Origin of the sequence: Enterobacter sp. RHBSTW-00318 (assembly GCF_014101375.1) — a bacterium.
Taxonomy (GTDB): domain Bacteria; phylum Pseudomonadota; class Gammaproteobacteria; order Enterobacterales; family Enterobacteriaceae; genus Enterobacter; species Enterobacter ludwigii.
In genome coordinates, this window is sequence record NZ_JABXQH010000001.1 from 4,847,715 (window position 1) to 4,865,230 (window position 17,516).

A 17,516-nucleotide genomic window follows, 5' to 3' on the forward strand; every position below is an offset into this window, starting at 1 on the left:
ACGATGAACTCGTGCGCGGCAGGTGAAAATCTATGTTAACGAAACTTAAAATCTATACCGCGGTCAGCCTTATTATTGGGCTGTTTGCTGCCTTGCTGTTTGGTATTACCGTCTATTCAGTTTATGACGCCGTCAAAAATAACAATAATTTTAAACGTATTGTTGTCGCCTCTGAAAATAACGATCAGATGCGTGATGCGGCCTATAACATCAGCGCCGTAATGGCCAACACCAACGGCTTAATGCTCCAGGCTGCGATGGGTAATCCGGTCTCGCAGAACGTGACGACACACACGCAAAACGTCGTGAAATTTGCCCGCCGGAATATGGATGACTTTATGGCATCGCCGTTCAATACGCCGGAGGAGAGTCGTCTTGCGGCGGAAGTGAATGCGGCGTTTAACGAAGTCTACAAAGCGGCAGAAGCGAAGCTTGGCTACCTGAACAATCCGACAGGCTATACCGGCTCACTGGAGCACGACATGAACCTGCGCACGGAGCTGCGTAATAAGGTTGAGCAGTATACGGATGCCAGTGCCCGCCTGAATGAAAGCTATATTCATGAATCAGAGCGTGGCTACAAGATTATGCTCGGCGTTGGGCTGGTCGTGATTCTGCTCGGTGTGGGAATGCTGTTTGCCGTTCGCTTCTGGCTGCGCAATACCCTGGTCCGTCGTATGGAAACCACGGTGGAGACGCTGCGTCGCGTGGCAGCGGGCGATCTGAGTCAGGCGATCGAAAGCGGAAGCCAGAATGAAATTGGCAGCATGTTGTCCGAACTGGAAACGATGCGCACTTCCCTGACCAGCACCATTCTGGGCATTCGTGAAAGCGTGCAGCGCATTCACAGTAACGCCCAGGAAATTGCCCACGGTAATAACGATCTCTCTTCCCGTACGGAAGAGCAGGCGGCCGCGCTGCAGGAGACAGCGGCCAGCATGGAGCAGATCAAAACTACCGTGCGTCAGAATGCCGATAACGCGCATGCGGCCCGTGAGCTGGCGGAAAGCGCCAGTACCAATGCCCATAACGGCGGCGAAGTCATGCACAGTCTTGAGCAAATCATGGCGCAGATCACCACCAGTTCCCGACAGATTGCCGACATTAACGGCGTGATCGACAGCATTGCGAACCAGACCAATATTCTTGCCCTGAACGCGGCGGTAGAAGCAGCACGCGCCGGTGAACAGGGGCGTGGTTTTGCCGTGGTTGCAGAAGAGGTGCGTAATCTGGCTAAACGCAGCGCGGACGCTGCCAAAGAGATTAATCAGCTCATCAATACCAGCGTCAATAATATTGATACCGGTTCACGCCAGGTCGGGCAGGCCAGTAACGTGATGCAGGAAATTGTGACATCGGTGGCGCAGGTGACCCAAATTATGGGCGAGATCACCTCGGCATCTGATGAACAGAGCGCGGGGATTAATCAGATTTCGCAAGCGGTAAATGAAATGGATCTGGTGACGCAGCAAAATGCCGCGATGGTTGAAGAGGCGGCCCTCGCCGCCGGTGATCTTGAAGCACAATCTGATTCCCTGGAAAAACTGGTCTCACAATTCAGGCTGAATGAAAGCAGTGCAACTGCAAAAGTATTGCCTGCATCCAGTAGACCACAGCGTCAAAAAGATGATTCTGCTCTTGCGCAGTGGGAAACCTTTTAAAGAGGTGAAATACCGCCAGTATTAACGCCTTATTCATTGTCTGGGCGTGATATTAAATGAAGTAGCGGAATGCGCATTTTTATAAAGGCTTATTGCACTATTTGAATGATTAATTTCACCGGATAATTCTCTGAGAGAATAGCGGGTGGAATGCAATCGTGGATGGTATATATACAGCCGAAGGGTTGGAAGACAAAACAGTCGTCTGGTCAAAATATCATTATCTTGTGCGGCAGGAAGCATTGCGTCTACATAAGCGGCTTCCTGCCAGCGTGGAGCTGGATGATTTGATTCAGGCAGGTTCGATGGGTTTTTTAAACGCGGTAGAAACCTTCGATCCGAAAAAAGGAATAGCGCTCAGCGCGTGGATAACACAACGCGTAAAATGGGCATTGTTAGATGAGTTGAGAGAAAGTGACTGGGTCCCGAGACGGGTAAGAACGCATACGCGAGAAATTGTCAGTATTATTCAACAAATCGAGCAGGAAAAAGGGGGGGAGGCCACCGAAGCGGATATTGCCGGGCGTATGGGCGTGTCGCTAAAAGAGTTTCAGCAAATGCTGGCGGATAATAACAACAGCCAAATGTATTCTGTCGATGAGTTACAGGAGAATTTTGCCGACAGCTGGGAGTCCTGCGACGATGAAAACGAGTCGCTTAATCCTGTCCATCATGCTGTCAGGCAGAATTTAATTGAGCAAATTACAGAACATTTGCAGTACATACCTGAACGAGAGTAAGTCTTACTTCAGCTTTATTATCTTCAGGATATGAACATGAAAGAGATTGGGCTGGTGTTCGGCATCACGGAAACGCGTGTGAGCCAGTTGCACAGTCTGGCACTCAAAAGATTGAGAAGCCGGATGGAATCGTCTTCAAGATAAAGGTGTATTTGAGTATTCACAGTTTTAATATGTTAAAGCCAGCGGGATGTGCAGTGATTATCAGGTTTAATAACGTTTAACAAAGGTATTAATCTTATGTTAATCATGTAGTTAACATCAATTCGATGATTTGTGGCGATTTCTGTCGCTTGTTCGAAAAATACTTAATGTTTATGATTTTGCCAGTTTTGTGATGCAGCCTCCTTTGGCATTGACAAGGTAATAACGCATTTTCTGAAGAACACAGATTTACTTCAGTGAATATCAATACCAAAAGACTCTCTGCATCAGTTCGGTAGTTTTATATCTCTAAACTGACATGCCATTTATTGGCTGGATAACATTGGGAGTTTTCACCTGTGTCCAATTTCGACGAGTATCTGCAGAATATCCATGACATCAACCTGTCCTATTTGCTGCTGGCACAGCAGCTTATTCGCCAGGATAAATTTGCGGCCGGTTTTCGCCTCGGACTGTCCGAGGGAACCATTGACAATCTTAAAGAGCTTTCGTTGCCGCAGTTAATGAAACTGGCAACAACGAATCAGCTTATTTGTCGTCTGCGCGTGGACGATGAAGTTGTCATTGAAAATCTCACCAAAGATTCTCGTATTGAAGCGCTACAACAGATTCACACGGGCATTATTTTGTCGACCAATCTTCTGAATGGGCTTAGCGAAGAAACTGCGGCTGCAGCGGAGGAGGCGTAATATGTGTGGTGAAAAAAGTCTGCTGCAGGAAATTGATGAAATCAACATCGCGATGGGGTTAATTTCACTCGGCGCAAGAATGCAGGTACTGGAATCTGAAACGTCGCTGAGCCGCCGTCGTCTTTTACGATTATATAAAGAGTTGCGTGGTTGTCCGCCGCCGAAAGGCATGCTGCCCTTTTCGGAAGACTGGTTTATGTCCTGGGAACAGAATATCCACTCATCCATGTTCTACAACATTTATCTGTATCTGAAAAAGACCGAGCAGGGCCGTTCAATTGAAATGCTGATGAAGACCTATCGTCTTTATCTTGAGCAATGTAGCACCTGTGCGGATGAGAAGCCGGTCCTGGGGCTGACGCGTGCCTGGACATTATTACGTTTTATCGACTGCGGCATTATTTCCCGCAAAGCCTGCAGTACGTGTGGCGGCGGTTTTATCGTTACCACGGAATTTATTAAAAATCCATTTACCTGCAGTTTGTGCAGCCCGCCATCGCGTGCGCTTAAAAAATCTCAGGTGAGCCATTCCGGGTTGCGTGGAACCTTTGCCGCCCCGGAAATCATGACGGCGTAAACCTGAACGGCGGCTATGCGCAGGATGGCGTTTACCTGATGCCGGGATGACCGGCATCGGTCGAATAAAGTTAAAGGAGAGAGTGTGTTAGTTATTGTTGGCTATCTTGTTGTCATACTGACCGTTTTTGGTGGTTTTATCCTTTCCGGCGGCAATATTATGTCGCTGTTCCAGCCGCTGGAGCTGCTGATTATCGGCGGTGCCGGGGTCGGTGCCTTTATCGTCGGCAACAACGTCAAATCACTCAAAGCCACCGGCAAAGCGCTGGTGAAATTGTTTGTCGGTAAACGGTACAACAAAGCGGTCTATATGGACCTGATGGCGTTAATGTTCCTGCTGCTGTCGCAAAGCCGTGTTCACGGGCTGATGTCACTTGAGAAGGACATTGAAGATCCGCAGAACAGCGACATTTTTAATGCTTATCCGCGCCTGATGAGCGACCCGATGCTCAGCAACTTTATCCTCGACTATTTCCGCCTGATGATTGGCGGCAGCATGAATTCACACGAAATCGAAGCCTTAATGGATGAAGAGATCGAAACCTGTGAAGAGGAGCTGGAAGTTCCGGCGCACAGCCTGAATACCGTGGGCGACGCGTTTCCGGCGTTTGGGATTGTCGCAGCGGTGATGGGGGTGGTGAACGCCCTGGGGTCCGCCGATCGCCCTGCCGCAGAGCTGGGAATGTTGATTGGCCATGCGCTGGTGGGTACCTTCCTCGGCATTCTGATTGCCTATGGCTTTGTGTTACCGCTGGCAACGCTGCTGCGCCAGAAGAGCTCCGATCAGGTCAAGATTTTACAGTGTATTAAAGTGACGTTACTTTCCAGCCTGAACGGCTATGCCCCACAAATTGCTGTGGAATTCGGCCGTAAGACCATTTTTACCAGTGAACGTCCGTCGTTTGAGGAGCTGGAGGAGCACGTTCGTGAGGTGAAATCCAACGCCACGCTGAAAACCAAATCGGCGGACAACGCAGCATGAAAAACGTCACGCCTGTCATCATTTCACGTAAGCGCAAAAAGAAAAAACACGCGCACCACGGCGGGACGTGGAAGATTGCCTATGCGGACTTTATGACCGCCATGATGGCCTTCTTTCTGGTGATGTGGCTGCTGGCGCAGTCCACGGACATGGAGAGAGAGCTGATTGCCGATTATTTCCGTATGCCGATCAAGCCCTCCATGTCCAATGGCAATAAAACCAGCCTGAGCGACAGCGTCATCCCCGGCGGCGGGGATGACATCCTCAAGCAGCAGGGGGACGTGTTTAAAAGCCAGATCAATGCCCTCGATAAGCATAAGCGCTTTGAAAGTCTTCAGCAGGCCAAAGAGAAGCTACAGCGGATGATTGAAACGGATCCGCGGCTTAACAATTTTAAGTCAAATATCCTGCTGAACCTCACCAACGACGGGCTGTTGATTCAGATTACGGACTCGCAGGATCGCCCTATGTTCCGCGTGGGAAGCGAGCTGCCAGAATCCTATATGAACGGGATCCTGCAGGCGCTGGTGCCACTGCTTCAGGAGTTGCCCAATGCGCTCAGCCTGACGGGACATACCGACTCGCTGCCGTATGCCGGCGGTGAGGGAGGATACAGTAACTGGGAACTCTCCGCCGGACGTGCTAACGCGGCCAGGCGCGTGCTGGTTCGCGCCGGGTTGAATGACGAGCGATTTCTGCGCGTCATTGGTACCGCCAGCCGCATGCCGCTGGAAAATACGTCTCCTGACAGTGCGGTGAACCGCCGAATCAGCATCCTGATCCTCAGTCGTTCAAAAGAGCAGGCGATCCGTCTGGAAGATACGCAGTCACAGCGTGCAGAAAGCGTGCTGAGCGACGTGAATCTGCAAAACGTGCAGGGTTATACCGATGGACATGAATGATTTCTCGCAGATCTTCTTTACCGAAGCAGAAGAACTGCTTGCCGAAATGGAACAGGAGCTTTTACAGCTCGATGTTGCTTCTCCCGACCAGGAGCAACTGAACGCCATTTTTCGCGCCGCGCACTCACTGAAAGGGGGCGCAGCCACCTTCGGTTTTAGCGCATTACAGGAGACAACGCACCTTCTCGAGAACTTGCTCGATCAGGCGAGGGCCGGTGAGCGCGCGTTGAGCCGGACGATCGTTAACCTTTTTCTGGAATGTAAGGACATTATGCAAGCGCAGCTGGAAGCCTATCAGTCTTCGCAGGAGCCTGATGAAGCAAGCTTTCGCTATATTTGCGAGGCTTTAAGAGAGATCGCGCTGGACAGTAAAGCACCCGTTGCACCAGCCCCGGAACCCGTCCCGCAGGTCGGGGCAGACGAAGACGTCGCGCTACTGATAACGCTCAGTAACGTGGATGCCCACGAGCAGGCGATGTTACGTGAAGAGCTAACCCATATAGGGGAGCTGGTGGCCGCGGAGGCCAGCGCGGACAGCCTGACGGTAACGCTGATGACCAGTGCGTCGGCCGACGACATCACTGCCGTGCTTTGCTTTGTGCTGGAGGCTGAACAGATTAAGGTCACACCAGCCGCTCAGACGCAAGCCATTGCATCGCCGCCTGTTGCGGAAAAACCTGCGCCCGCCGCAGTGGCCAGAAAAATCACCGCGGCGCCTCGTGCGGCAAATCAGGAGTCGGGTAGCATTCGTGTGGCGGTCAGTAAGGTCGATCAGATTATTAATCAGGTCGGCGAACTGATCATCACACAGGCCATGCTCTCGCAGCTATCGCGAACGCTCGACCCGGCCAGCTACGATCTGCTTTCCGGCTGTGTTGCGCAGATGGAGCGCAATACCCGCGAGCTGCAGGAGTCGGTGATGTCAATCCGTATGATGCCCATGGATTATGTCTTTAGCCGCTTCCCGCGACTGGTGCATGACCTCGGGTCCCGCCTGAATAAACAGGTTGAACTGACGCTCAAGGGCGGCTCCGCCGAGCTGGATAAAAGCCTGATTGAACGCATCATCGACCCGCTCACGCATCTGGTACGTAACAGCCTGGACCATGGCATCGAAGAGAAAGAGATGCGCGTGGCCAAAGGGAAATCTGAGGTCGGGAATCTGACGCTGTCGGCTGAGCACCATGGTGGCAACATCGTGATTGAAGTCAGCGACGATGGCGCAGGACTTAATCGCGAGAAAATTCTCGCCAAAGCACGTGCCCAGGGGATGACGCTCAGCGACTCAATGAGCGATGAAGACGTGTGGATGCTGATTTTTGCCGCCGGTTTCTCGACGGCAGAAAGCGTGACGGACGTCTCCGGGCGCGGCGTTGGCATGGACGTGGTGCGACGAAATATTCTGGCGATGGGCGGGCACGTCGATGTGCTTTCCACGCCGGGTACGGGCACCACCATTCGCATTATTCTGCCGCTGACGCTGGCAATTCTCGACGGCATGCTGGTGAAAGTGGGCGACGAGATTTATGTCCTGCCGCTGGGTGCGGTAATGGAGTCGCTCCGTCCGAACGAAGAGATGCTGTGTCGCTTTGTCGGTGAGGAACGGTTGTTGCAGGTGCGCGGTGAGTATCTGCCACTGGTTCTGCTGCGCCAGCGGCTCAGCGTGGCGGGAGAGGTGCCCGCCGATGACGGCATTGTTGTGATCGTACAAAGCGCGGGCTGCCGCTATGCGCTGTGGGTTGACCAGCTTATTGGTCAGCAGCAGGTCGTGGTGAAAAATCTTGAACAGAACTACCGCAAAGTTCCGGGCGTCTCAGCGGCAACCATCCTTGGCGATGGCAGCGTGGCGCTGATCCTTGACGTGGTTGAACTCTCAACGCTCAACGTTCCACAACCCCGAAGGGAGGGGGTAAAAGCATGACCGTAGCAACCGCCACAAAACCGACCAGTACCGATGCCATTGCTCAGGAGTACCTGGTATTCCGTCTGGGAGACGAAGAATATGGCATCGATATTTTGAAAGTGCAGGAGATCCGCGGCTGCGATCGCCTGACGCGAATTCCAAACGCGCCAAACTTCATTACCGGTGTAACCAATCTGCGCGGCGTGATTGTCCCGATCGTCGATTTGCGCGTGCGGTTTGATCTGCCCGACCCCTCGCAGGATGAAAGTACGGTCGTGATTGTGCTTAATCTCAACGATAGGGTGGTGGGCATTGTTGTCGACGGCGTGGTTGATGTTCTGTCGATGGGCGTCGAGCAGATTAAACCGACGCCGGACGTGGCCTCGGTGCTGTCCGGACGCTATCTGCTTGGGCTGGGCGTACTCGATACCCGCATGATTATCCTCGTCAATATCGAAATGCTCCTGAGCCGGGAAGAGATGGAACTTGTCGACGCCGTCACTGAGTCGTTTGCCGGGTGAGGTTCCTGATGCAAAACGCCAGAGAGCAACCTGGCGTTTTGCCGCTGTACGTCAGGTTGAAACGTTAAGGGCCTGTTAAAATGTGCGTCAACCCGTCATGATGATCGTCATCAGAACGGAGAGATGTCGAAACTATGCCCGTAAATTTTGACCTTAACGATCTTTATGCTTTCAGAGCGTTAGTGGAATACGGCAACTTTCGGGTTGCTGCTGAATCTATCTGTTTGTCCCCGTCAGCACTGAGCCGCAGGATTGAAAAACTGGAGGCGGCGCTGGGAGCGAAGCTGTTTGACCGGACCACCCGCCACGTGGCTCTGACACTGTACGGGCAGAACTTTGCTGAACGTTCAGCGCATTTGCTCGATAACGTTGAGTCCATGCTGGCTGATATTGATAAAGTGAGTGAAGAGCGGACCGGGCTGATTACCGTCGCTACGGTACCGTCTGCGGCCTATTACTTTATGCCGGATGTTATTCGTCGCTTTCAGTCCCGTTATCCGCGTGTCCGGATTAAGCTCATCGACAGTAGCGCGGGGAATGTCATTGACGCGGTTGCCCGTAGCCAGGCGGATTTCGGGATCTGTTTCGCCGGGAGTTTGCCCTCTGAAATCGAGTTTTTCCCCCTTGTAGAAGATAGCTATGTCGCCGCGTGCAGGCGCGATCACCCGCTGGCAAAAAAGACTCACCTGATGTGGCAGGCGTTTTATCAGCAGGACTATATCATCCTCGACAAAACGTCAGGCAACCGTAACCTGCTCGACCGGATGCTGGGGGATATCGTGCCTGCGCGTCCCAGCGTTTGCGAAACGCGCCATGTGACCACGATGCTCGGTATGGTAGAGGCGGGCATCGGCATTGCTGCCGTGCCCGCCATGTCGATGCCGACGTCAGAGCACTCGCTACTGACGTCTGTCCCGCTCGTGGCACCGGAGGTGAAACGCACTGTGGGGCTGATTCGACGCCGGGGGCGTATCCAGTCTTACATTGCGGCTGAACTGGAAAAACACATTACTGAGCAGTACCGCGGGACGTGACGGGGCTCATCCCCGTGTCGCGAATCACGGCGCTGGACTGTGTTGAGGAAAGGTAATCCAGCAGCGCTTTCCCTTCGCCAGGATGGTCGGCGTGGCGGGTCACGGCGCCAGCAAAGCGGGTGATGTATTGCAGGTTGTCCGGGAGTTTGCCAATAAACGTTACCCCCGGAATCGGCAGCAGTTCGCTGACCTGCTGGAAACCTACCGCGTATTTCCCTTTCGCCACTTCTTCGGCGACGGGGGTGCGCTCAACCTTCGTTGCTTTACCCATCACCTCTTTTTCAATCCCCAGCGTTTTGAACAGCGTCTGGCTGACGTATCTGCCGCTGGCGCTGTCGGAGTAGGCGATGGACTCCGCCTGAAGCAGCGTATGGCGAAGTTTCGCCTCGTTACTGATATCCGGGACGTCAGCGCCTTTTTTTACCACCATACCGACAGGGGAGTCCGCAAGTTCCGTGCGCGAGCCAGGCTGAGTCAGGTTGTCCTTTTCAAGTGTTGCCAGCGCATCGCCCACCATGATCACCACGTCGGCTTTTTCCCCGCGCGCAAGCCGGTTAGGAATTGCCTGCGGAGTCGTTCCCATAGACGGGCCGGGAATGAGCACAATGTTATCTCCGGTCTGGCGTTCATATTCCGGTGCCAGCTTTTCAAGGGCGGCTTTAAAACCGCCTGAGATCATGACCGTCACCTCTTTCGCTGAGGCACTGAAGCTCAGGACGGTCAGTATCAACGCGCCGGTGGTCAGTCGAGGAATCAGTCTCATGCCGCCCCCTCTGATTTCACGGTATTTTGCAGCGTCACTGCACGACGACGGTACAGGTAGAGCGTTGCCAGCAGGGCGCATACCGCGGCGAAACTCATCCAGTAGCCGGGAGAGGCTTTATCCCCGGTATATTCAATCAGCGCGGTAGACATTACCGGCGTGAACCCCCCAAATACCGCCGTTGCCAGACTGTAGGCCAGAGAGAACCCCGCCACGCGAACTTCAGAAGGCATGATCTCCGTGAGCGCCGGGATCATCGCACCGTTGTACAGGCCATAGAGGAAAGAGAGCCACAGCAGGACGCTCAGCATCATTGAGAAGCTCGGTGCCTGCGCCAGCAGCGTCAGTGCCGGGTAGCTCGTCGCCAGAGCCAGCAGCGTCATGGCGATAAGCACCGGTTTACGCCCAAAGCGGTCCGACAGCGCACCGCCTATCGGCAGCCAGATAAAGTTGGAAATTGCCACCAGAAGCGTAACCAGCAGGCTGTCCGAAGCGCTGAGCATCAGCACTTTTTTCCCGAAAGTCGGCGCGTAAACGGTGATCAGATAAAAGGCCGTGGTGGTCATTGCCACCATCAGCATGCCGGCAATGACCACCTGCCAGTTACCGAGCAGGGTTTTAAAGACCTGATGCATCTCCAGATGATGGCGGCGTGCGTTGAATTCCTCTGTCTCCTCCAGCTTGCGGCGCAGGAAAAAGATAAACGGTACGATTAAACAGCCGACCAGGAACGGGATACGCCAGCCCCATTCACGAATGGCGCTCTCTGCCATCAGCGCATTCAGCGCAAACCCCATGGCTGCCGCAACCATAATCGCGACCTGCTGGCTGCCGGACTGCCAGCTGGTGTAAAAACCTTTGCGGCCGGGCGTGGCAATTTCAGCCAGATAGACCGATACACCACCCAGCTCCGCTCCGGCAGAAAACCCCTGCAACAGTCGGCCAGTCAGAACCAGTAACGGTGCCCACAGACCTATGCTGTGATAAGACGGAATAAGCACGATCAGGAAGGTACCCGCCGCCATAATCGACAGGGTCACGATGAGTCCTTTTCTGCGCCCAACCTTGTCGATATAGGCACCCAGTACGATTGCCCCGATGGGGCGCATTAAAAATCCTGCGCCGAAGACGGCAAACGTCATCATCAGGGAAGCAAATTCACTGCTCGCCGGGAAAAAGGTATGCGCGATGTAGGTCGCATAAAAGCCAAAGAGGAAGAAGTCGAATTGCTCGAGAAAGTTGCCGGACGTCACGCGAAGTATCGCGCCCGCTTTCGAGCGAACGGTTGCAGGTGAGGTTGAGGAAAACATGGTTATCTCCAGTTTATTGTTGACGTTTTGCTCGTCTGTTTCTGAAAACTGGATCAAGAACCCCAAATTTATAAGCGCAATTAATACATGGACTGATGCATTTAACGCATCAATAGCGCGTGGTCGATCGGGAGTGATTGCCGTAACAACAACTTAACAATTAATTGATTTTTTATTCACCAGTTTGGGTAAGTCACTGATATTGCCGTTTTGTGACATCGCGCAGAGGCACCCTTGTTTGCAGAGAATACAAAAGCCAGGCGATGCCTGGCTGTTAACTATCACTTACCGCGACTTACCGCAACGCGTTGGCAATCGCACTGAACATCAGTGAGGCTTCCAGCGGCTGTGCGCTAAACGACGGTTCGGCCTGCGGCCAGGTGGACCACTGAACGATCACCAGATTTTCCGCCTGGTTTACCATGATCATCTGCCCAAAGATCCCCAGCGCCCAGAGCGAGCCTTTCAGCGACTCATTCGCCGCGGGCACCACCTTCGTGGCCGTGACGGGCACTTCGTTGTTCCACCACTGATAGCCGTACAAGCCGGTCGGGTGTGCGTCAGAGACAGATCCATCAGCCTGCGTCCAGCATGAGGCGTCTTTCACCCAGTTGTCAGGCAGGATCTGTTTGCCGTTCGGTAGTGTGCCGTTATGCAGGATAAACTCCCCGAAGCGTCCCCAGTCTTCCAGCGTGGCGTTAAAGCCATGCGCGCCGACATCATGCTGACCTTTACGGTAGGCATGCCATACACCGTCGCTCGCCATGCCGTACGGCTGCCAGATGCTCTTCTCAAGATAGGCGGCCAGGGTCATGCCCGTTGCACGCTCAAGCACGTCACCCAACAGCCAGGCACCACCGGAGGAGTAAGACCAGTGCTGGCCTGCCGGGTGTTCGCGTTTCAGCCCGGACACCAGTTTACGCACGCAGTCATAGGTACCTGGTTTCGCTTCACACTCGGTGAGCTGTGCGAAATCGGAGGTGGGATTGGTGTAGTCTTCGTTCCATGCCACGCCGGAGGTGTGGGTGATCAGCTGTTTTAACGTCACACCGTCCCAGGCGGTGCCTTTCAGGTCTGGCTCGTATTGCGTGACCAGGTCGTCGAGTGAGCGAATTTTTCCCTCTTTGAGAGCCACACCAACCAACGTTGAGACCACGGATTTCCCGACCGAACGGGAGGTCCAGAGCGTCGTATCCGTATTGCCTTCGCCGAGATATTTCCACGCGATTTTGCCGTCTTTCAGTACCAGCATGCCGCTCACGTTCTGACGTTTCAGGTAGTCCTGCAGGTTATAGGTCTTGCCGTTGACCTGATAGCGGGCGTCAGTGAGCGGTTTCTCTGCGCTGAGCAGCGGCGTGGCGTTGCCGTGATGGAACACATCTCCCGCGTAGTTGCGGTAGTCATTTCGAAAGCCGACCACGCGATCCGCCTGGCTCCAGGTGAGCATCTTGTGCGTGTCAGGAAGCTGTTTGTCGAACGGAGCAGGGCAGGTGTTCAGGTCAGTACCGTCGCAGGCAGCCAGCGCGACAGGCGCAAACAGACCGCTGCACAGGCTAATTACAACGCCCGCCAGCAGCGTGCGGTTCAGTGAAGGATAATTCATCATTTTTCTCGCTGTGATTAGGAACGCCTTCAGTTTAAGAACCCGCGACTTATAATAAAAAACGCGTAATGGGGGAAATTCCCCCCGAAAACTGAATGGAGAGTGGCGTGTCGACGGTAATTTATTCCTTTGCCCAACTGGAAGCGTTTACCGCCGTGGTGGAATACGGTGGCCTGGCAAAAGCGGCGATGAAGCTCGGGAAAGATCGTACGACGCTGCGCGACCTGATTGATTTTCTCGAAGATGGATTAGGGTACAGGCTGTTTGTGCGTGAAGGACGCACACTGCGTCTGACCCCTGAGGGCGAGCAGCTGCAGCGGCAGGCGCACCTGCTGATGCGCCAGGTGAAAGCCTTTGAGGCATTTGCCAGCGCGGTACCGGAGCGTGCTACGCAGGACATCACGCTGGTTTACGATCCCTTTACCTCAAGGCCATTTTTGCAGGCGCTGATTGGCGAGATGGCGAAGCGACATTTACGTCTGAGCCTGGTCAGCGCCTCCCGGGATGAGGCTGAAGCGATGCTGGCCAGCGGGCAGGCGGATCTGGGCATTTGCCAGGCACGTAATCGCAGTGTGGGTAATGAAATGGAGTGGCGGGCGCTCGGGGCGATCGATATGGATTTCTACGCCTGCAACACGCTGTTCGCTGAAGCCACGCAGCCGCTGTCGCTGCTTGAGTTGTCGCTGGTGCCGCAGGTGATTATGCACGCCGCCTCGGATGAGCCGGTGGCACGTCGTCTGCAGATATCGGGGCACACCCTTTTCACCAATGAGCTGGAGATGTTGCGGGGCCTGCTGGAGCAGGGATGCGGCTGGGGATTTTTACCGACGCATTTCCAGCCGACCGGGTGGAAAAAGGTAAAAAGGCTGCACACCGAAGTGGGCAGCCAGGGGATAAGTCAGACGATGGTGACCATCTGGAAGCCGGGAAGCGACAAGCGAGAGAGGATCGCTGAAACGCTGTCGCTGTTACCGGCGTTGTGGAAAAACTCAGCGCTGTGAACACCCATTGCACTGCTGATTCTGGATCTGCTGGAAGAAGTCGTTACCTTTGTCATCCACCAGGATAAACGCCGGGAAGTTTTCCACTTCGATTTTCCAGATGGCTTCCATACCCAGTTCAGGATAGGCCACGCACTCCAGACGCTTGATGCTGTTTTGTGCCAGTACCGCCGCCGGGCCGCCGATGCTGCCGAGGTAGAAACCGCCGTGCTTATGACAGGCATCGGTCACCTGCTGGCTACGGTTGCCTTTCGCCAGCATGATCATGCTCGCACCGTGAGACTGCAGCAGGTCGACGTACGAATCCATCCGTCCAGCCGTGGTTGGGCCGAGAGAGCCTGATGCATAGCCTTCCGGAGTCTTGGCCGGGCCTGCGTAGTAGATTGGATGGTCTTTGACGTACTGCGGCAGTTCTTCACCGTTGTCGAGCAGCTCTTTCAGCTTCGCGTGGGCAATGTCGCGCGCCACGATGATTGTGCCGTTCAGTGACAGGCGGGTAGAGACCGGATGAGCAGAAAGCTGGGCCAGGATCTCCTTCATCGGCTTATTCAGATTGATGCTGACCACGTCGCCTTCACCCTGTTGACGCAGGAATTCAGGAATATACTGGCCCGGATTGTGTTCCAGCTTCTCAATCCAGATACCGTCGCGGTTGATTTTGGCTTTGATGTTGCGGTCAGCGGAGCAGGAGACGCCCATGCCAATGGGGCAGGAGGCACCGTGGCGCGGCAGACGGATCACGCGAATATCATGGGCGAAGTATTTCCCGCCAAACTGCGCGCCGAGGCCGAGGTTCTGTGCTTCCTGAAGCAGTTCCTGTTCGAGCTGAACATCACGGAACGCCTGACCGTGTTCGTTGCCTTCGGTGGGCAGCGCGTCGTAATAGCGCGTTGAGGCGAGCTTAACGGTTTTCAGCGTCGCTTCAGCCGACGTTCCCCCAATCACGAAGGCAATATGGTAAGGCGGGCAGGCCGCGGTACCCAGGGTACGCATTTTCTCAACCAGGTAGTTTTTCAGCTTCGCCGGGGTAATCAGCGCTTTGGTTTCCTGATAGAGATAGGTTTTATTCGCGGAACCGCCGCCTTTTGCCATGCACAGGAATTTATACTCGTCCCCGTCGACGCTGTAGAGATCGATCTGCGCAGGCAGGTTAGTGCCGGTATTGACCTCTTTATACATATCCAGCGCGGCATTCTGGGAATAACGCAGGTTATCTTCGATGTAGGTGTTATAGACACCCTGACTCAGCGCGGCTTCGTCACCGCCACCGGTCCAGACGCGCTGGCCTTTTTTACCCATGATGATCGCCGTACCGGTATCCTGGCAGGTGGGCAGCACGCCTTTGGCCGCGATTTCAGAGTTGCGCAGGAACTGCAGGGCAACGTATTTATCATTTTCGCTGGCTTGTGGGTCGTTAAGAATAGCGGCAACCTGTTTCTGATGCGAAGGGCGCAGCATAAAGGCGGCGTCGTGGAAGGCCTGCTGTGCCAGCAGCGTCAGCGCTTCGGGTTCCACTTTCAGGATCTCCTGACCCTCAAATTCGGCAACAGAGACATGTTCTTTGGTCAGCAGATAGTATTCGGTATCGTCGTGTGCAAGAGGGAAGGGGTTCTGGTAGTAAAACGGTTTGTTTGACATAGCGTATTGCTCCAAAAAAATAAAACCGCCGGAGGGGTAGTCCGGCGGTCAGGGATCAGAACATCATGGACATCCACGGATAACCAATCAGCAGCAGGGCCGCCAGGAAGATGGCACCAAAGATGGTGCCGAGGCGCCAGTAGTCTTTGGTTGGCAGGTAGCCGCTACCGTAGTAGATAGGGCTAGGGCCGGTACCGTAAGGGGTGATAATCCCCATGACACCCAGGGAGGTCACCATCAGCAGGACGAACACCTCCATATTCATGCCAGGAATGGTAGAGGCGATGGTCAGCATCGCTGGCAGCAGCGCCGTGGTGTGTGCGGTGGTGCTGGCAAACAGGTAGTGCAGCAGGTAGAACGCCAGCAGCAGTACGATGGTGGCAACACCCGGCGAGATACCGCTCATCAGCAGACCGCCTTCTTTACCCAGCCAGCTAATGAAGCCCGTGGAGGAGAGACCATCCGCCAGCGCAACCAGGGTGGCGAACCAGACGAAGGTGTTCCAGGCGGCTTTATTCCCGGTGATATCGTTCCACTCCAGCACCCCGGTCCACAGCATCAGACCCACGATTAACAGTGCAGCCATCGCCGGTTCAATCCACGCGGCGGCGAAAATCCACATCAGCAGCGCGCAGCAGACGAAAATCAGCAGCAGGATTTCGTTACGGGACAGTTTGCCCAGTTTTTCCAGTTCACGGGTCGCCCACAGTGGCACTTCGTTGTTCACTTTAACTTCAGGCGGGTAGAACCAGTAGGCCAGCAGCGGCATGGTCAGAATCAGCAGCACGCCCAGCGGCAGGAATGCGATAAACCAGGTGCCCCAGGAGATGTCGATCCCCACGGTGCTTTTCACCAGCGCCAGCGCCAGCAGGTTCGGTGCGAGGGCAGACAGGAACATTGAGCTGGTAATACAGGCCGCGGTGATCGCCACCCACATCAGGTAAGAACCAATTTTACGCGCGCTTGGATCGTTCGGTTTTGAACCATACAGCGGCGGCAGGTTAGCGATAATCGGATAGATGGTCCCGCCACTACGCGCGGTGTTGGAAGGTGTAAACGGTGCCAGCAGCAGGTCCGCGAAGGTGATAGCGTAACCGAGCGTCAGGCTGCGACGACCCAGATATTTCACCAGAATCAGCGCCAGACGGCGGCCGAAGCGGGTTTTGTCATAGCCTGCGGCAAACATGAAGGCACCGAAAATCAGCCATACGGTAGAGTTACCAAAACCGCTCACGGCCCATTTAAAGGAGGCACCCGCCAGTTTGAATTTCGGGTCGGCCAATTGTTCCGGGCTGAACAACACCCACTGGCTGCAGAGCGCAATTGCCACGACGCCGGTCAGGCCAATGACCGCGCCTGGCAGCGGTTCGAAGATTAAACCGACAATCACGCCGACAAAGATAGCGAAGTAGTGCCACGCGTAAGGAGGAAGCCCTTCCGGGACCGGAACAAACAGTAACAGCACGGCAACGACAATGGGCAATGCCATCATTAGCAGACGTTTTGCCTTTCCGTTGGATGCTTGACTCGCCACAGGGGGCGTTACAGCAGTTTTTGTATTCATAGTTTCGCGTCTTAAGTTGTCAGGAATTCGGTTATGCGCTGAAATATTCATTTGCTTTCTTTAGTTTGTTTTTATTTTATTTAGTTACTAAAGGTGCGCATTTGCTATTTCAGTAATAGCGATTTAACGCATTTTTGATGCGCTAAATTAAAAATTGATGATATTTATATATTGCGCCTTTGACTGTCTCGATGATTGATCGCGATCAAAAAAATAGAGTGGCGGTGGTGTTTTTGTCCAGTTGATAATAACCACTCTGGCGTATGTGGGTATTATTTATTTTGATATGGATTTTACTCAATGTTGTTAACATTTCAAATAATCATTTCCATATAACTCTATGTTTTTAATGGTTTGTTTTTGTGTCTTGGGATCGTGAAAAGGTCATTGATACGTTAACAGTGTTTAAAGGATTGTGAATAGAGTAATTAATATTGCTAACACCAATGTGTTATTAATGTTAT

The 17,516-nt window shown here is 53.8% G+C and carries 14 protein-coding genes and 1 pseudogene; 10 read left to right on the plus strand and 5 right to left on the minus strand.

Annotation, left to right across the window (positions count from 1 at the left end; all coding sequences use genetic code 11):
- Positions 1–32: 32 nt before the first annotated feature.
- From HV157_RS23910 to HV157_RS23950, 9 genes and pseudogenes are all read left to right on the plus strand, one after another.
- Positions 33–1,661: a methyl-accepting chemotaxis protein gene (locus HV157_RS23910; protein WP_182269042.1), complete on the plus strand. Its 1,629-nt coding sequence runs from the start codon at positions 33–35 to the stop codon at positions 1,659–1,661.
- A gap of 158 nt (positions 1,662–1,819) precedes the next feature.
- Positions 1,820–2,545, plus strand: a pseudogene (gene fliA / locus HV157_RS23915) (RNA polymerase sigma factor FliA).
- 359 nt (positions 2,546–2,904) lie between these two features.
- Positions 2,905–3,255, plus strand: coding sequence for a flagellar transcriptional regulator FlhD (gene flhD / locus HV157_RS23920; protein WP_025203780.1), 351 nt, complete (start codon positions 2,905–2,907; stop codon positions 3,253–3,255).
- Between the two features lies 1 nt (position 3,256).
- Positions 3,257–3,832, plus strand: a complete 576-nt coding sequence (flhC, locus tag HV157_RS23925; RefSeq protein WP_025203781.1) for a flagellar transcriptional regulator FlhC — start codon at positions 3,257–3,259, stop codon at positions 3,830–3,832.
- A gap of 84 nt (positions 3,833–3,916) precedes the next feature.
- Positions 3,917–4,813 (plus strand): flagellar motor stator protein MotA, encoded by an 897-nt coding sequence (gene motA / locus HV157_RS23930; protein WP_025203782.1) that lies wholly within the window; start codon positions 3,917–3,919, stop codon positions 4,811–4,813.
- The gene (gene motB / locus HV157_RS23935) at positions 4,810–5,715 is read left to right on the plus strand and encodes a flagellar motor protein MotB (protein WP_025203783.1); all 906 of its coding nucleotides are present in this window, start codon (positions 4,810–4,812) and stop codon (positions 5,713–5,715) included. The genes motA and motB overlap by 4 nt, the downstream gene beginning before the upstream one ends.
- On the plus strand, positions 5,702–7,636 hold the full coding sequence (gene cheA / locus HV157_RS23940) for a chemotaxis protein CheA (protein ID WP_182269043.1): 1,935 nt from the start codon (positions 5,702–5,704) through the stop codon (positions 7,634–7,636). Before motB ends, cheA begins: the two co-directional genes overlap by 14 nt.
- Entirely contained in the window at positions 7,633–8,139 is a 507-nt protein-coding gene (locus HV157_RS23945; protein WP_025203785.1) for a chemotaxis protein CheW, read from the plus strand. The genes cheA and HV157_RS23945 overlap by 4 nt, the downstream gene beginning before the upstream one ends.
- Positions 8,140–8,273: 134 nt before the next feature.
- The gene (locus HV157_RS23950) at positions 8,274–9,173 is read left to right on the plus strand and encodes a LysR family transcriptional regulator (RefSeq protein ID WP_182269044.1); all 900 of its coding nucleotides are present in this window, start codon (positions 8,274–8,276) and stop codon (positions 9,171–9,173) included.
- Here the strand turns inward: HV157_RS23950 and HV157_RS23955 are convergent.
- From HV157_RS23955 to HV157_RS23965, 3 genes are all read right to left on the minus strand, one after another.
- On the minus strand, positions 9,148–9,936 hold the full coding sequence (locus HV157_RS23955) for a substrate-binding domain-containing protein (protein WP_126487915.1): 789 nt from the start codon (positions 9,934–9,936) through the stop codon (positions 9,148–9,150). The two genes, HV157_RS23950 and HV157_RS23955, sit on opposite strands and share 26 nt — an antisense overlap.
- Positions 9,933–11,246, minus strand: a complete 1,314-nt coding sequence (locus HV157_RS23960; protein ID WP_020883317.1) for an MFS transporter — start codon at positions 11,244–11,246, stop codon at positions 9,933–9,935. The genes HV157_RS23955 and HV157_RS23960 overlap by 4 nt, the downstream gene beginning before the upstream one ends.
- A 295-nt stretch (positions 11,247–11,541) precedes the next feature.
- A complete protein-coding gene (locus HV157_RS23965) occupies positions 11,542–12,849 on the minus strand; it encodes a serine hydrolase (protein ID WP_182269045.1) in 1,308 nt (435 codons plus the stop codon).
- 95 nt (positions 12,850–12,944) lie between these two features.
- Between HV157_RS23965 and HV157_RS23970 the strand changes: the two genes are divergently transcribed.
- Entirely contained in the window at positions 12,945–13,850 is a 906-nt protein-coding gene (locus HV157_RS23970; protein WP_078774567.1) for a LysR family transcriptional regulator, read from the plus strand.
- Here HV157_RS23970 and fumA read toward each other — a convergent pair.
- Both fumA and HV157_RS23980 read right to left on the minus strand, forming a co-directional pair.
- Positions 13,839–15,488: a class I fumarate hydratase FumA gene (gene fumA, locus HV157_RS23975; protein WP_121339361.1), complete on the minus strand. Its 1,650-nt coding sequence runs from the start codon at positions 15,486–15,488 to the stop codon at positions 13,839–13,841. The two genes, HV157_RS23970 and fumA, sit on opposite strands and share 12 nt — an antisense overlap.
- A 55-nt stretch (positions 15,489–15,543) precedes the next feature.
- Positions 15,544–17,052, minus strand: coding sequence for an anion permease (locus tag HV157_RS23980; RefSeq protein ID WP_072126457.1), 1,509 nt, complete (start codon positions 17,050–17,052; stop codon positions 15,544–15,546).
- Positions 17,053–17,516: the final 464 nt, after the last annotated feature.

Bases quoted from the DNA above. Each gene is read 5' to 3' on its own strand.
- HV157_RS23960 (WP_020883317.1), bottom strand. From the start codon at position 11,246: ATGTTTTCCTCAACCTCACCTGCAACCGTTCGCTCGAAAGCGGGCGCG.
- HV157_RS23950 (WP_182269044.1), top strand. From the start codon at position 8,274: ATGCCCGTAAATTTTGACCTTAACGATCTTTATGCTTTCAGAGCGTTA.
- HV157_RS23910 (WP_182269042.1), top strand. From the start codon at position 33: ATGTTAACGAAACTTAAAATCTATACCGCGGTCAGCCTTATTATTGGG.
- flhC (WP_025203781.1), top strand. From the start codon at position 3,257: ATGTGTGGTGAAAAAAGTCTGCTGCAGGAAATTGATGAAATCAACATC.
- HV157_RS23980 (WP_072126457.1), bottom strand. From the start codon at position 17,052: ATGAATACAAAAACTGCTGTAACGCCCCCTGTGGCGAGTCAAGCATCC.
- HV157_RS23970 (WP_078774567.1), top strand. From the start codon at position 12,945: ATGGAGAGTGGCGTGTCGACGGTAATTTATTCCTTTGCCCAACTGGAA.
- HV157_RS23945 (WP_025203785.1), top strand. From the start codon at position 7,633: ATGACCGTAGCAACCGCCACAAAACCGACCAGTACCGATGCCATTGCT.
- fumA (WP_121339361.1), bottom strand. From the start codon at position 15,488: ATGTCAAACAAACCGTTTTACTACCAGAACCCCTTCCCTCTTGCACAC.
- HV157_RS23955 (WP_126487915.1), bottom strand. From the start codon at position 9,936: ATGAGACTGATTCCTCGACTGACCACCGGCGCGTTGATACTGACCGTC.
- HV157_RS23965 (WP_182269045.1), bottom strand. From the start codon at position 12,849: ATGAATTATCCTTCACTGAACCGCACGCTGCTGGCGGGCGTTGTAATT.
- cheA (WP_182269043.1), top strand. From the start codon at position 5,702: ATGGACATGAATGATTTCTCGCAGATCTTCTTTACCGAAGCAGAAGAA.
- motB (WP_025203783.1), top strand. From the start codon at position 4,810: ATGAAAAACGTCACGCCTGTCATCATTTCACGTAAGCGCAAAAAGAAA.